Source organism: Streptomyces sp. BL1 (assembly GCF_057628045.1).
Map to the genome: position 1 here is coordinate 1 of NZ_JBXYWZ010000002.1, position 14,902 is coordinate 14,902.

Here is a 14,902-nt window from a genome sequence, read left to right on the forward strand (position 1 = left end):
TGGTGCTCGGTGTGCCACTCCAGCAACCGGGTGCGCCAGTCTTCGTCTGCCGCAGCGACCACGTGCTCGACCAGCTCCTCGAAGGACTGGTCTGTCTCTTCGTCGAGGAGCTCGGCTTCGCGGATGATGTGGGCCCACTCGACTACATCCGCCGGGAGCAGGTCTTCGATGCCTTCGGTGATCTTCGAATCGGTGAGCCAGCGCTCTGCTTTTCACCGGCGGGTCGACCTTCTCCAGGTGGGCGCGCAGCACCGTTTTGGGTTCGGGAGACTGGAGGTCGTGGGCGAGGGGGGTGGTTCCCTTAGCGGCATCGTCCCATGTGTCGGTGTCGGCCGAGACCAAGTAGGAGCCGGAGTACTGCAGGTGCGGGGCGTCTTCGGCGAGGGCGGGGCCGATGCCGGAGGGGAGTTTGTCGTCCTCATCGCGCCAGTCCAGGATCCAGCCGGTATCGCGCTCGCGCAGGCCCTCGATGTTGAAGGGGTCTCCGGGCTCGTGCCGCGCTTGTCGGATGTGGGGGCCCACTTGGTGGTGCAGTGCTTCCAGGGCGGCGGTGTAGCGACCGGTGCTCTCCGCGGCGTGCAGCACGAGCACGTGCTCGCGGGCGAGGATAGCGTGCAAGGTGGCCCGCTCCTGCGGGGAGCGTTCGTAGGTGGCCAGCCGCTGGTCGATCCAGTGCGGGGGCAGCAGGGCGCCGCGCAGCCGGTGGATCTCCTGGACGATCTGGACGCCGATGGCGACGCCGTCGTTGCGGCCGAAGCGCTGCTCGACCGAGACGCGCGGTTCGCTGTCAGGGACGGCACCCTCGTCGCGACCGGGGTGCTGCTCGGAAGCATCAGGGGTGTCGTCGAATGCCTGACTCTCTTCAACGGGCCGGGCCGCCTGTTGCTCATCGCGCCGCGGCGCCTCGGGGCGCTCTTCGGGGTCCGGCTGGTCGCCGGATGGTGCGGGAGACGGAGCGGCGGTGCCGGGCTCTGGGGGCGAGGGTCGGTCGGCGGGGGGCTGCCCGTCCCGCGCAGGAGGTCCGGGGGTGTCTACCCCGGGAGGCGGGGCACCGTCCGAGGATGAGGTACCGCCCGGGGCGTCGTCGTTGGTGGGTGTTGGGCGGGCGGTCGACGGAGTGTCGAGGTGGGGCGGGAGGGTGTTGTCGGTGGTCATGGCGGCACCTCGCAGACGGCGGACGGGAGAGGTTTCCGGTGTCCGGGGCGTTCATGACGGCGGAGGGCCGCCGATCCTGCGGGCGCGCATGCCGATGTTGGTCCCACCCTGTTCCACCGTGCCTATTTCCTGCTCCACGGAGGCCGTTCCGGTGATCTCGTCGGCGTCCATGCCGGTCTGCCGGCCCGCGACGTGTTCGGTGCGTTGATGCACGAACGGGCCCGAGTCCGGGCGCTGTTCACCGGCGAAAGTCAGGCGCTGGCCGTCATCTCCTCCAGGGTGCCGCGCAACCGCCCCAGGGTGCGCAGCAGCGGGGCGTCGGTGGGAGCGATAGGGGCGACACCGCGCTGGTAGACGCTCAGCGCATCGCGCAGTTGCTCCAGCTCCTGCCGGTGTGCGGCGGGTTGGGCGGTGTCGGCCTGCAGGGGCAGAGCGAGGATGCCGGTCAGTTCGGCAGGGATCTCCGGTTCAGCCTCCGGTGCACCGTTGCGGTCCAACAGCCGCTCGAGGCGCTGGTAGAGGAACGTCAGGGTGGGTGTCAGTCCGGCGCCGATCACAGCAGACAGCGCGGCAAAATCTGTCACAGCACTCCCCCAGGTGCGAAATGCGGCAGGCGTCTTCCAGGGAATTCTCGCCGCGTTACTCAGCTGCGATCTACACCTTCGCCGGATCTGACTTAAAAGCACGTCTCGCTGGTTCATAACTCCCGTAACACCCGCCTCATCCGGCACCTGTTGAGCCGGAATGCATTTCCTTGCTCCCGCACCGACTAGCGAGATCCGCGGTCTCCGGGAGGCCGGTGCCCGGCCTCCGGAAGGGCAGCTCGTCGGGGTGGCGGGCCACTCTGACCCGGCGCCAGGCAACATCGAAGTCCATCCGGCCGCCACTCGCCACCACCATCCGGTAGGCCCGCCAGCTGATAACGGAGATAAAGAGCCGCGCATCAGGGTTAGTCGCATACCACTCATCGTCACGACGCCCGCCGCGCCGGGAAGAGAGATGCGTGTTATTGGGAGCCTGTCCGGTGATGGAAGAGAACATTCTGCGCCACATCCTTGCGATATACATGCGGCGAGCGGGAATCAAGATGCTCACTGGATTTTGTGCTCTTTGAGCCCGATACCTCTGGGGCGTTAGTTGCCCGGAGAAGTCCGCGCGGCAGCGCAGACACACCTTCCCTGCAGTCCGCCAGCGAGCGCGTGGCACGAGCGAACTGGCCGAAAGTTGGAGACACCGGCGCACGGACCGGGACAGCCAGACGTAGGAGGAGTAAGAGCGCGCGCTGTCCACATCTCCCGTCCCGCCCCGAAGGCCGCACGAGATGATCGCCCAGGAATACACCGAGCTCGTGATGGTCGCTGTCCCGGCGATTGCCGGCGTCTGCCTGGCCCTGCGCCGGGCCGAGATACTTGAGCTGCTTCCCCAGGCCCGCCACCAGCACTCCGAGGAGCGCCTGGTCCGCGAACGCCCGCTGCGGCTGCAGCCGCGGACAGTCTTGAAGTACACCCCTGCCGGGGCAACCGTGCAGGAAGAGGCCGCCGACGGCAGTTCGTTGACCGTCCAACGCTCGTGCGAGGAGTACCACCTGTGGTGAATCAGCCGAGCGTCGCTGCTCCCGGGCTGAATGCCGAGCGGCTCGCCGATGCGAAGCACTCACACGCGCCCTGCTAAACCACTTGCTGCGCGGAACGTTCAACCTCTCCATAGCCGACAGCGAGGACATCGCGCAGAGGGCCTTCGAGGAGCTCCTGTCCCGGTGGCCGCACCCTCGATCCGACGTGCGCTGCACGAGCTATGCGTGCCGGACCGCCCGCAACCTGGCCAGGGATCTCTTCAGGCGGCGGATACGTGAAAGCCGGGCAACCGGGCCTGACTGGACAACAACCGGGCAGACATCCCCTCCCCTGACCTTGAGGCCACTGAGGAGGCCGCGCTGCGGCAGGCGATCGACGAACTGGGACCACCACAGCGCGCCGCTACCGGTACCGTCCTCCACTCCACCGGCCCCGACGCCCAGAACATGCTCCGCACCCTCATCCCCCACCACGCATACCCCTCCCCGCCACACCAGCGCTGGCAACCACCCACCCGCGCATGCCCAACAGCCGCCCACCAGGGGCGAGATGGTGTCGAGCCGAGAAACCTGACCTTGGCCCGAACGCGAGCGCGTGACGGTTTCGGCGGAACGTGACACAGCCCCTGACCTGGCACAGGGCCGCGCGCGGCACGGCAGCCAGCGCTGGTGCTACGCGGGGTGATTGTAAGTGGCAGGAGAAGATGTCTTCTAGGGGAAGGAGGAGCTGATGTCCTTATCGCGTTCCGCCACGGATGACCGTATCCCTACACCTGGTGGGTGCCGGTGGTGCCGGGATCGACGGACCAGCATGCCCGGCAGTGGCTACCGGGGGTGGGCTGGCATGCCTGGGTAGCGCCACCACCGCGCAACGCAAGGAGCGCATGCAGCAGCGGCGCGCTCGCCGGGAGCTCCCTAGGAAGCCAGGTTCTGTACGTCGGTGAAAATGTCTCGCAGCTGGGTGGGGACGTCCTCGGCGGTGGTCAGCGTGGTAACCAGGTCATAGACCATGTCGGTCTTTCCGTTGGGGCTGTTCTCCTGGGCCTGTTCCTTGAGCATGGTGAGGACACGTCCGCTGAATTTGCTTCCGCGGTGTGGTGTGAAGTCGTCGGCGCTCCAAGGGCGCCCGGTGCGGGGCCAGTGGATGTTGGCGGCGGTTGCCCACTGTTCGTCGCTGAAGAGCTCTTCGAACTCGTTGTGCCCTGCGGTTTCGCCGACGTAGGAGACTTCCGTGGTGAGGTCGAGCCCGGCCTGGATGAGTTTTCTTCCTTGAAATGCCTGTTGGAGCGGCTGTCGTTGTCGACCATCAGCATGACCGTGCGGTGGTGTTTGACGAGGTAGCCAGCGAGGAGCAGAGCCCCTTCGTTGTTGCCGCAGGCCCAAAGGGCAATGCCGGCTGCCTGCAGGGACAGCCCCTGGGAGAGGCGGAAGAGCAGCGGCACGCTCTGCTGTTCGGTGGGGCCTTCCACCGCGAGGAAGCAGCGTTCGTGGAGAGACGGAATTGCGCAGTCCGACAGGCGGCCGCGATCTGGCCGAGGTGGAAGTCGATGCCTGCGTGGGTGTCTTCTGTCAGGCGTTCGATGAGGGTGCGGCCGCGGTCGTTGAGCTTGAGGTGGACCACGTCGGCGATGTCGACGCCGTCGATGAGGTTCATCGAGTGCGTGGCGATCATGACGTTGACGTGGGGCAGGGCGCACTGTTTGCGGATGATGTCCATGACGGTGCGCTGGTGGCGGTAATCGAGGTGGGTGTCGGGTTCGTCGTAGACGACGATGGTCTGCGTGGGCTCTGGCGCGCTGTGTTCTGCTGCCGTAGCGAGCTCGGCGCTCTCCAGGAGGTTGCTGGTCCATTCCCACGCCGCCAGGGCGATGCGCCGGGTGCTGCCTTGGCCTGAGCGGGTCAGGTCCACCGGCTCCCCATCGGCCCGGGAGACTTCGAGGGGGGCGCGTTTGAAGCCGCCTTTGAAGGAGACCTCCGGCCTCACCTCTACCTCTACGAACTCGCTGCAGTGCCGGCGGATGTGCTGGCACAGCGAGTGGGCCTCTTTCTCCAGCCGCTGCGTGATCTCCGCTTCGATCTCCCGCACCTGTCCCAGGAGTGTCTCGTCCTCGAGGTGGGTTTCGTAGCAGTTACTGAGCGCGGTGCGGTAGGCGTCGTCGGGGCTCTCGTGCCGGCCGCCGAACGACAGCAGCCGCGGGAGGCGTTCCTCCAGTTCTTTGGGAAGCGGCTGCCACTGCTGGACCTGCGGCACGGTCGCGGCGTGCGCGGTGAGGGCGGCGAGCAGGTCGTCCTTGAGTGTCCCGGTGGGGGTCAGGCCGAACTCGGTGACGCGCTGGGCCAGGTCTGGCTTCCGTAGCTGGTCCAGGCCCTGCAGGCGGCTGTCGTCGGGCTCGGCGCCGAAGAACTCCCAGCAGGCGGCCTCATCGGCGCGGGCGCGGCGGCGATTCGCAAGGAGGAGGGAGCGTATTGGTCGCTTGCTCCGTGGCATCGAGGGTGAAGTCGCCCTCGACCGACGTCTTCGAGCACCGCTGCCGGTGACGCCGTCGCTTTGCTCGTAGGTGCGGTCCTCCTCGGTGAGCCGGTGGGTTCCCAGAGGAAGGCCAGCGCGGTCAGTACCGCGCTTTTGCCGCTGTCGTTGCGCCCGGCCAGGATCGTGGGGCTGCTGATGGGGATGTCTGTCACGTGGGTGAGGGAGCGGAAGCCACCGGCGGAGAGGCGGGTGAGGTGCACGATCGAGCTACTCCGTATTTCCCTTGTGGCCGGAAGGGGGCGTGGCGTGCGGGCACTCCCTGCACTGATGGGGCACGTGTTGCCCTCCGTGCAGGAAGTCATCGTAGATGCCTATCAGGCAAATACCCCACACTTCTTGCCACTTGAGGCGGTCCGGCCCCGCACGCTGCCGGGAGTGATGCCGCCACCGGCGGCTTGCCCCCCCCCGCGTGCCGCGAGAGGGGAGGCGGGGCGGGCGTTTCTCTTCCTCACCCGTACCCCGCCGTCACTCCCCCAGCGGTGGGCACACAGGACCTTGAGATCCCTCATCTACCCGCCCAGGGAGGGAAGTTGGGTGGATCAGTAGCCGCAGGGCGTAGAGGGCGCTGGTGCAACGCACCTGCCGCATGTGGGCCGGCAGGGCACCGGCGCGAGCTCGCCTGCTGCACGACCGGCACAACGCGGTGCCCCCCCCGGGGGGGCCGCCGCCTGCCCCCGGGAATCAGGTACGCACGTCTTCCCGCTGCGCGCCCAGGCTCCGGAATCCGTGGCCAGCCGTCTCGGTGCAGTGCCCCCGCGCACACCCCGCCCCGAGCCGCTCACGGGACGGGCGCGCACCTGCGGCAACAGCGCGCCACGCCGGAACAGGCGGAGTCAGGACGGGACACCGAGACCGGGTCAACTGCCCTGCCAGGTACGGAAGTTACCCCAGGGCGGGGGTCGGTGTGGCGCGGCGTTGGGCCGTACGGGCGGGGCGGGGTAGCGCGGCGTTTCCTGGTGGTGGCCTGCTCGTTGGGCCATGAGTGATCTTGCATGTCCCCCTGGCGGGGCTGCGGCAGAGCGCGTGGACCTGCCGGAGCATGGGTGCTCCGGCCCGAGAAGAGGAGGATCTTGTGCGTCGGATGAGCATTGCCCTGGCCCTGGCCGTGGCCGCCGGTGGACTCGGTGCGTCGGCAGTGGGCGCCCAGGCCGCTGCCGCCTCGGAGCCCCCGTTCCCCTACAGCGACTGCCTCGACGCGACCGCGAAGCACGGGGAGAGCCCCTCACACGGGAAGTGGCACTGCGACCAGCTGGTCAAGAAGGGCTGGGTCACCCCGCCCAGCAACTGACCCGGCCCCCGGACAGCCACACCCCCGCCCCTCCCCGCCCCGACGTGGGGCGGGGCGGGGCATCCCGGCCCGGCCGGCCACCGCCCGGGCCGGGGGCGCCCGTTCCTTCCCGGGCGGGGGCGCACGGACACCGCGCGGCCAGCGGCAGCCGGCCACGCGCGGGGACGCACGGGGACGGCGTACGGGCCGGGTGGCAGCCGAGCGGGCGGCGCCGCAGGCCCTCAACGCCCGTACGGAACGCCGGCGTTGACACACCCACCGCACGCAGCACGGAGAACAGCAGCGGGCGCAGCGTCCCCGCGAACGGCCCCCGCACGCCCGCCCCCTTGCGGCGCCCCACCCCCTGCCGGCCTCTGCGCTGGGCCGTGGGCGTGACGCGTCACCGAGGAGGCCCGGGCGCCTCCCCTCGCCCCGTCCGGCAGCTGCGGGCAGGGCCAGAGGACGCCGGCGCAGCCAGGAAAGAGGGGGCGCCCTGGGCGCTTCCTCCCCCGCATCCGGCCTAGCCGGCCGCCGGAGCCGGTGCTGTGGGGGCCGTGGTGTTGTGCTGTTCGGCCCAGTGGTCCAGGGCGGTGCGGCAGGCGTGGTCGAGGTGGCGCAGCCCGGAGAGGTCGAGTTCGACCGGCTTGCCGCGGGGCAGCGACTCCAGGGTGTCCAGGATCTTCGGCAGCCGCAGGAAGGTCGCGTTGCCGCTGAGGGCGACGACGAGGCGGCCGCCGGTGAGTTCGTGCGTGGCGATGTGGAGGTGCGAGGTCTCCCACGCGCTCTTCACGACGGCGAGCAGCAGCCCCACGAGCACGCCCTCGAACATGTTGGCCAGCACGATGGCGAGTGCCGTCACAGCGAGGATGACGGCCTCGCCCCGGTGTTCGCGCCACAGCGGCAGCAGTTGACGTGCGGGCACCAGCTTGGCGCCGGCGTGCACCAGTACGGCCGCGAGCGCCGCGAGCGGGATGACGCCGAGGGCCGCGGGGAGCAGGGCGGCGAACACCAGGAGCCACAGACCGTGCAGGATGCGGGAGAGCTTGGTGCGGGCGCCTGCCTGGACGTTGGCGGCGCTGCGTACGATCACCGCGGTCATGGGCAGGGCGCCGAGGAGACCGCACACGGCGTTGCCCGCGCCCTGGGCCATGAGTTCCTTGTCGTAGTCCGTACGTGCGCCGTTGTGCATGCGGTCGACGGCGGCGGCGCTGAAGAGGCTCTCCGCCGAGGCGATGAGAGTGAACGCGAGGACGGTGCCGAGCGCGGAGACCTGGGCCAGCACCGTGAGGTCACCGGCGCCGGGCGGCTGCACGGAGGCCAGCAGGCCGTGGACCTCCACCTTCTCGACGGGGAGACCGGCGATCGCCGTCACCACCGTGGCCACGGCGATCGCGGCGAGCCGGCCCCGGCACCACGCGGACTTTGGCGGGCATCCGCTTCCACACAACCAGCAGGGCGAGGGTGGCGGCACCGACCCCGAAAGCCGTCATGGCCCGCGGGTTAGGGCCGGTCACGAGCCCGGCGGCCAGGCCGGGCAGCCCGGTGATCTTCGCGATGCCGGTGCCCGGCTGCGGGGTGTCGGCCATCGCGTACACCTGGCCCAGGACGAGGAGCAGGCCGATGCCGGCCAGCATCCCCTGCACGACGGCGACCGATATCGCGCGGAACCAGCGGCCCAGGCGCAGGGCCCCCAGGCCGAGTTGGAGGAGCCCGGCGGCGAGGACGAGGGCGCCGAGCGCGGCGAGACCGAAGGCGTGCACCGCCTCGTAGACAAGCACGGTGAGCCCGGCGGCGGGGCCGCTGACCTGGAGCGAGCTGCCGGGCAGGCAGCCGGTGAGCAGTCCGCCGACGATCCCGGTGATCAGGCCGAGTTCGGCCGGCACCCCGGAGGCGACGGCGACGCCGACGCACAGGGGGACGGCGACAAGGAAGACGACGAGGGAGGCGAGGACGTCGCGCCGCACAGCGGCGGGACGGAGCGTGGAGGGGAGGGCGTTACTGAAGCGGGGCAGCATGGGATTTTCCGATTCCTCGACGTGATGCGCGAAGTGCTGTGTCAGGGAGGCGCGTTACAGCGGGAGGGAGGCGCGTTACAGCGGCAGGAAGGCGCCGCTGCCGGGCCGGTGGCTTCACACCACCCCGGTGTTCACCTCGTAGAACCCGGCGTGCAGAAAGAGGCACTCCGCCCCGATGCCCCCCGCGTACGCACGGGTAGGCGCGCAGTCTGGCCGGCTGCGCGAGCGCGTGCCGCTGCGCGGCCCCGGCGACGTCGCACGCAACCGGCTGCGGCATCCGGCCCCTTCCCTCCCCCCTGTGCTGCGGCTGCCGCGGCGCGGCGCGGTGCTGTCGAGCCACGCACGTACGGCCGGGGCGGCGCGCAGATCGTCATTGCGTGCCAGAGCGCCCACCGCCCCGCACGGGGAGTGCCCGCACACCACGATGTGCCCGACCCCCAGGACATCGACCGCGTACTCGATGCTCGCGGCCTCCCCCGCGGGGTGCCCGCGGCGGTAGGCGGGCACGATGTTGCCCGCCGTGCGCAGCGCGAAGAGTTCCCCCGGGCCCGGCCCGGCCCCGGTGCTCAGGGACGGCATGACCCGGGAGTCGGAACACGTGAGGAACCGGGCCCGCGGGCTCTGCCCGGCTTCGAACTCCTGGAAGTCCGCCGCGCCTTCCGTACACCGGGACGCGAACACCCGGGCCTGTGCGATCAGTTGCTGCATGGTCGGCCTGCCTCCTACGCGCCCCGCCGCGGGGCACGTGGTGTGGTCGGGTCAGGGAGTCGTGGCCCGGAGACCACGTGCCGCACTCTCGCGCACCGTTCCTGAAGGGACGCTGAAGACCCGCCCGTAGCGGCGGTGACGACACCGACGGGGGCGGAGAGGCGCGCGGCGCGCTGCGCCGCCGCAGCGCACCGCGCTGCCGCCCACCCGGCCGGGCAGCCGGCTGGGCAGTCGGCCGGGCAGCCGACTCATGGTCAAGCACGGCGCAGCGGCCGGCCGGGATCCGGCAGCGGCACCCGGACGTGGCTGAGGACACGTCAGGCGGTGTGCCGGCAGGGGCAGATCCGGAGGCGGGGACTGTGGCCCGGCGCGCAGGACCCGGGGCGCGGCGGCGGACAGGCCGGCCCCCTCCCCGTTCCGCGGCCGGGGCACGCCGGGCAGCAGCCCGGTCCGGGACCGCAACAGCCCACAAGGGGCGCCGGACCGCAAGGAGCGTCCAGGCCGGAAGGGGCGTCCAGGCCGCCGGAGAGGGTGTGCGGGCCGGGCCCCCGAGGACGTACGGGGCGCGCCGGGCAGCAGCCCGCAAGGGTGTCCAGGCCGCAAGGGGGCGTCCAGGACGGCGGAGAGGGGTGTGCGGGCCCGGGCCCCGAGGACGTACGGGGCGCGGGGTCAGGGTTTGCGGGCCAGGGCGCCGTAGAGGGGGACGTCCCCCTCACCCAGCCCCTCGGCGGCCGCATCCTCGGGCCGCCAGCGGTGCACGACTCTCAGCCCGGGATCGACCAGCTCCAGGCCGTCGAAGAACCGCGCCACCTCCTGCCGCGAACGGCAGACCAAAGGGGCCCCGGCCGCGGCGAAGACACCGGCCACCTCCCCCATCGCAGCCGGCGCGAAATCCGCCGTCACATGACTGAGCGCCAGATAGCTGCCCGACGGCAGCACCTCCAAGAGCCGGGCGACCACCGGATAGGGGTCGGTACCGGCCGGCAGCCAGTGCAGAACCGCCAGCAGCGACAGCGCCACCGGCTCGCGCAGATCCAAAGTCTCCCGCAGCACCCCGTGCCCGGTGACCGACTCCGGATCACGCAGATCCGCCTCGAGATAAGCGGTACGGCCCGCCCGCCCGCTGGTGTGCAGGGCCTGGGAATGCACCAACACGATCGGATCATTGTCGGCGTAGACGACGCGGGCGGCAGGGGTGACGCCCTGGACGACCTCGTGCAGATTCGGCGACACCGGAATCCCCGTGCCGATGTCGAGGAACTGGCCAATCCCCCGCCTCACGCGCCAGATAGCGCACCACACGGTGCATGAAAGCCCGGTTGTGCCGGGCAATAGCAGCAGCCCCGGGCAGGACCTTCAGAGTCTCCTCCGCCGCCTGCCGGTCCGCCGCATAGTGCGTCTTCCCGCCCAGCAGCGCATCGTAGACCCGCGCCGGATGCGGCCTGTCCGCATGCAGATCCACCAGACCATGCCGCCCCCGCGACCCCGCGGGCCGTGGCCACGGCCGTGACCGCTCCGACACACCCCCACCCCACTTCCCCACACACCACCCCGCACCGCCCCGCGCCGGCAAGCGCGGACGGCCAACTCCCCCGCGCACACTAGCGCCCCACCCCACCCCGACACGCCCCGAAACAACCCCCACCCACCCCCACACACGACCCAGGCACCAGACCCCCTACGGCCGATGACGGCCCCGCACACCAGACCCCCGCGGGCAGCTACGCGGGCCGGGTGCCGGACACCCCGTACGCGCAGAACCCGCAACCAGACACCAGCCCCCACCCCGCCCCGCCAAGAGCCGCCCGGCCCGGCACAGCAGGACCCGCAGCACCCCGAGGCGGGCGCAGCCCCGAAACCACGAACGGGGCCGGAGTCGGGCACCGGAGTCCTTCCCGTACCCCGCCGGCAGGGGCCGTGCAGCCGGGGCGCAGCAGGGATTGCGGCCGCCTCCGGGCAGGCGCCGCCCGAAACCACCCGGCACCCGGAACCCCGGCACCCACCGCGCCCCTGACCTGCTCAGGGCCTCCCCACACCTGCGCGCCTTCGCTCCCACCCGCGACACGCGGACGCGCCCGGAACCCCGCCCCGCCGGATCCGCCCGACCGCCGGCCCGCACCTGGGCCAGAACGAGCTGACCAGAAAGAGGCGTAGCCCAACACCGGGCGACGCCGCAGACACCCCTGACCGGGAGGAGCGGCCCGACCCCTCAACCGGCAGGCAACTCCAGCCCCTTCGCCCACTGCGCAACCGGGAGAGCCGACCGAGCCCGGGGAAAAACCGGCGATCCCCACCACCCCGCGCCCCGCCGCCAGAGCCGAGCCGTACGCCCCGGCGCAGCACGGACGACAGCAGCCCAGCGGGCAGACGCGGCCCACGCCACGAACAGGGGGCCGCAACCGGATACCGGCCCCCTCCGCCCGGCCCGGCCGGCAGGAAACCGTGCGCCCGGGACGCAGCACGGATTGCGGCAGCCCCAGCCGGCAGACGCAGCCCCGAACCCACGAACGGGGCCGGAGCCGGGCACCGGAGTCCTTCCCCCACCCCGCCGGCAGGGGCCGTGCGGCCGGGGCGCAGCAGGGTTTGCGGCCGCCTCCGGGCAGGCGCAGCCTGAAACCATGGCGACTGCTGAACGCACCTACCAGGGCCCCGCCGCCCTCCTCCTCAACGAGACCGAATACCCGGTGACCGCCGAACTCACGGCCTACCGCACCACCGGCGGCGACGAGGAATGGTGCGGACTGCTGAAAACCGACAACCCCCTCGAAGACTTCGCCCGCTTCGCCGACCAGCCCGTCACCCTCCGCCTCCCCAAGGGCGACGACGAAGGCGGCGAAGACAGCAGCGAAAGCGGGAACGAGGCGCAGGTACTCCTGCACGGCTGGGGCAGCCAGTACGTACGCGTCCAAGGCAGCGGCGACGCTCCCTTCTAACCCCTGCCCCTCCCGTTTCCCGGCCCCGCTCCCCGGCCCCGCCGGCCACATCCGGCGCACGCCCCTGCGTGGCCGGTGACCCGTATGACGGCGGCAGTGGACCACGCCGCCGGGCCTGCGCCACCGTCATGGCTGCGCCGGCTCAGCGGCGGCGCAGCCGTGGCGGGGTGAGGTCCGTGGCGGGGGCGGCGGCCGCCTCCCGCGCCCACACGGTGAGCGCCGTGATGTCGAGACCGTACGGCGGGTCTTCGCTGTAGGGGGCGAGGCTGTCGGCCGCACGGGTCAGCAACGACGCCGCACCGGAAGCGTTGCCGCGGGCCGCGTGGGTAAGGCCGACGGCGAACTGGGCCAACGCCCGCCACAACCCCCGCTCGCTCTCGGGGCCGGTTTTCCAGGCGTCCTCGAACACCTCGTGTGCGTGGAAAGGCATGCCGGTGTCGAGGAGGTGCTGGGCCTCGGTGAGGGTCTCCTGCGCGGTACGCACGACTCCCTCAGGCTGCCGCGCCACCCCCGGCGTCCCATACGGCAACGGACGCCCCAACCCGTCCCGCGGCCGCGCATTCTGCGCCCGCCCCGTGGCCGGGTCCCGGTCCCGCCCCCGGGGGCGGCTCCGACTGCGCGGCGCAGCCGAGGAGTTACCGGCCCCGGCACGCTGCCCGCCGGAGACAGCCCCCTCACCGGGAACGGCCCCCTCACCGGGGACGGCCGCCTCGCCGGAGGCGGCAGACGCAGCAGCGCCCGCGCCGGAACCCGCACCCGTACCGGGCCCCGCACCGGGGCCCGCCCCCGCAGGAGACTCCTCCACCGGCTGCTCTCCCGCCCCCGCACCAGAGGAAGCGGCACCATCATCCGCACCGCCGGACCGGCCGGCAGCAGAGGGAGCGGCACCATCATCGGACACAGCAGCCCCGGCAGACGCAGCAGCAGCGCCGGCGGCGTCACAGGAGACCGCACCACACCGCGGACACGGCCTACGCGGGTCGGCGGACTCACGCACCCCGCCGCACCCGGCACACACCAGCCCCGCCCAGCACGCCGGGTCACCGCCCCCGCCACGGTCCTCGCTCACGCGGCCTCCCTCACATCCTGCGTCCGTACCGGTCACCACCCCCGAAACCCTACGGGCCACGAGAGGACCCCACGCCACACCAGAGGGGCAAGCGACACGCCCGCACCCGACACCTGGCCGACAGGCCGCACCCCACCCCCTGAACCGAACATGCCCCCCCCACACCGGAGAACAGAAAAAGCCCCGGAACCCACCAGAGGGCCACCACGACAGCCACCACCACGGCGACGAGCCCCCCCCCGGGGGCACCGACACAGCACACCAGGGAAGAAGGACGGACCGGGCACCAGGGAAAAAGAGGCGGGCGGGCCGGCCGGGCAGGGCGCAGGCCGGCGCACCCCTCCCGGCCGATCCTGCCGCCCCGGCACACACCGCCCCAACACGCAGGCACATACGGACCGTTCAGCCGGCCCCCGCCCACCAGCAACCCCGGCCCGCCCCCGGACGGCACCACCCGAAACGAACGTGCCCCAGGCAGCCGCGCCCGAGGCAGCCCCGCACCCGGAACCCACACCCCCTACCCCGGCCTCCCGCCCACACCCCTCACCCCGGCACCGCAGACGCCGCGCCCACACCCGCCCGCCGCACCCGCCCGCCGCGCCCGGCAGGATGGCCGGCCGGGTGTGCACCCGGCTGTTGACACAAGCCGAACTGCACGCGCCCGCACACCCGTTCTGGCCGAAACGGCACCGCCCCGCCGCACCCGGCCGCCCACCAAGCCCCTCCCGCCCTCCCCCGGCACGCAGGGCGGCGCCCGGCCCGCCCGACGACAGCAGAACCCGGCATTCCGCCAGGCCACACGGAGAATTTCCGGCCGAGCACGAAAGCGTCATCGCCCCACCACACCGCCCGCCGGTACGGTCAGGCCCCGGTGCCCTCCAGCCCCGGGAACCCGGTGCCGGCCAGCCCGGAAAGGGAGTGGCGCACATGACCTACCCCGAGCGTGAATCCGCCCCGAAACCCTCACCCGTCACCGTCCAGGGCCTCCTCGAACCCAGACTGTCCCGCGGACTGTGGCTCATCAAGTGGCTGCTGGTCCTGCCGCACATGGTCGTGCTGCTGTTCCTGTGGATCGGCTACGCGCTGGTGTCGGTGGTCGCCTTCTTCGCGATCCTCTTCACCGCCCGCTACCCCCGCCCCCTCTTCGACTTCTCCGTGGGGGTGCTGCGCTGGAGCTGGCGCGTGCACTTCTATTCGTACGGGGCGCTGGGCACCGACCGCTACCCGCCCTTCACCCTCGCCGATGTGCCGGACTACCCCGCACGCCTCGAGATCGCCTACCCCGAACAGCTCTCCCGCGGACTCGTCCTCATCAAATGGTGGCTCCTCGCCCTCCCCCAACTACTGGTCGTCGCCCTCCTCACCGGCGGCTCCGTACGCGCCGGCGGACTCACCGGACTCCTCGTCCTCTTCGCCGGCATCTCCCTCCTCTTCACCGGCCACTACCCGGCCGGCATGTTCCCCCTCATCCTCGGCCTCCAACGCTGGATGCTCCGCGTCGCCGCCTACACCAGCCTCCTCACCGACACCTACCCACCCTTCCGCCTCGACCAAGGCCCCCACGAACCCCCCACCACCACAACACACACCACAACACACACCCCCACCTGACCCACCACCACAAACCCCACCCACAAACCGTGTTTCGGCAC

At 71.6% G+C, this 14,902-nt stretch carries 11 protein-coding genes and 3 pseudogenes; 5 read left to right on the forward strand and 9 right to left on the reverse strand.

What is annotated here, in order from left to right:
- From AC3AGO_RS00130 to AC3AGO_RS00140, 3 genes and pseudogenes are all read right to left on the reverse strand, one after another.
- Positions 1-1,155 (reverse strand): annotated as a pseudogene (locus tag AC3AGO_RS00130) (hypothetical protein); the annotation flags it as partial.
- Between the two features lie 51 nt (positions 1,156-1,206).
- Positions 1,207-1,368, reverse strand: a complete 162-nt coding sequence (locus AC3AGO_RS00135; RefSeq protein ID WP_487817990.1) for a hypothetical protein — start codon at positions 1,366-1,368, stop codon at positions 1,207-1,209.
- Positions 1,369-1,406: 38 nt separating this feature from the next.
- Positions 1,407-1,739 carry a hypothetical protein gene (locus AC3AGO_RS00140; protein ID WP_487817991.1) on the reverse strand — a complete coding sequence of 111 codons (333 nt, stop codon included), beginning with the start codon at positions 1,737-1,739 and terminating at the stop codon, positions 1,407-1,409.
- A gap of 737 nt (positions 1,740-2,476) precedes the next feature.
- Here AC3AGO_RS00140 and AC3AGO_RS00145 point away from each other — a divergent pair.
- Together AC3AGO_RS00145 and AC3AGO_RS00150 are read left to right on the forward strand one after the other, a co-directional pair.
- On the forward strand, positions 2,477-2,749 hold the full coding sequence (locus AC3AGO_RS00145) for a hypothetical protein (RefSeq protein ID WP_487817992.1): 273 nt from the start codon (positions 2,477-2,479) through the stop codon (positions 2,747-2,749).
- 82 nt (positions 2,750-2,831) lie between these two features.
- Positions 2,832-3,302 carry a sigma factor gene (locus tag AC3AGO_RS00150; protein WP_487817993.1) on the forward strand — a complete coding sequence of 157 codons (471 nt, stop codon included), beginning with the start codon at positions 2,832-2,834 and terminating at the stop codon, positions 3,300-3,302.
- A gap of 341 nt (positions 3,303-3,643) precedes the next feature.
- On the opposite strand, the gene AC3AGO_RS00155 is transcribed toward AC3AGO_RS00150, so the two are convergent.
- Positions 3,644-4,111 (reverse strand): hypothetical protein, encoded by a 468-nt coding sequence (locus AC3AGO_RS00155; RefSeq protein WP_487817994.1) that lies wholly within the window; start codon positions 4,109-4,111, stop codon positions 3,644-3,646.
- Positions 4,035-5,216: an ATP-dependent nuclease gene (locus AC3AGO_RS00160; protein WP_487817995.1), complete on the reverse strand. Its 1,182-nt coding sequence runs from the start codon at positions 5,214-5,216 to the stop codon at positions 4,035-4,037. Before AC3AGO_RS00160 ends, AC3AGO_RS00155 begins: the two co-directional genes overlap by 77 nt.
- A gap of 1,123 nt (positions 5,217-6,339) precedes the next feature.
- On the opposite strand from AC3AGO_RS00160, the gene AC3AGO_RS00165 reads away from it, so the two are divergent.
- Positions 6,340-6,546, forward strand: a complete 207-nt coding sequence (locus AC3AGO_RS00165) for a hypothetical protein (RefSeq protein ID WP_487817980.1) — start codon at positions 6,340-6,342, stop codon at positions 6,544-6,546.
- 499 nt (positions 6,547-7,045) lie between these two features.
- Here the strand turns inward: AC3AGO_RS00165 and AC3AGO_RS00170 are convergent.
- The 3 genes and pseudogenes from AC3AGO_RS00170 to AC3AGO_RS00180 form a co-directional block, all read right to left on the reverse strand.
- Positions 7,046-8,540, reverse strand: a pseudogene (locus AC3AGO_RS00170) (SulP family inorganic anion transporter).
- 114 nt (positions 8,541-8,654) lie between these two features.
- Positions 8,655-9,248, reverse strand: a complete 594-nt coding sequence (locus AC3AGO_RS00175) for a carbonic anhydrase (protein WP_487817982.1) — start codon at positions 9,246-9,248, stop codon at positions 8,655-8,657.
- Positions 9,249-9,917: 669 nt separating this feature from the next.
- Positions 9,918-10,713: pseudogene (locus AC3AGO_RS00180) on the reverse strand (SAM-dependent methyltransferase).
- Positions 10,714-11,866: 1,153 nt separating this feature from the next.
- Here AC3AGO_RS00180 and AC3AGO_RS00185 point away from each other — a divergent pair.
- Complete coding sequence (locus tag AC3AGO_RS00185; protein ID WP_487817983.1) at positions 11,867-12,181, forward strand: DUF4873 domain-containing protein; 315 nt, start codon at positions 11,867-11,869, stop codon at positions 12,179-12,181.
- 142 nt (positions 12,182-12,323) lie between these two features.
- Here the strand turns inward: AC3AGO_RS00185 and AC3AGO_RS00190 are convergent, their stop codons facing one another.
- Positions 12,324-12,665 (reverse strand): DUF309 domain-containing protein, encoded by a 342-nt coding sequence (locus AC3AGO_RS00190; RefSeq protein ID WP_487817984.1) that lies wholly within the window; start codon positions 12,663-12,665, stop codon positions 12,324-12,326.
- 1,512 nt (positions 12,666-14,177) lie between these two features.
- On the opposite strand from AC3AGO_RS00190, the gene AC3AGO_RS00195 reads away from it, so the two are divergent.
- Positions 14,178-14,861 (forward strand): DUF4389 domain-containing protein, encoded by a 684-nt coding sequence (locus AC3AGO_RS00195; protein ID WP_487817985.1) that lies wholly within the window; start codon positions 14,178-14,180, stop codon positions 14,859-14,861.
- Positions 14,862-14,902: the final 41 nt, after the last annotated feature.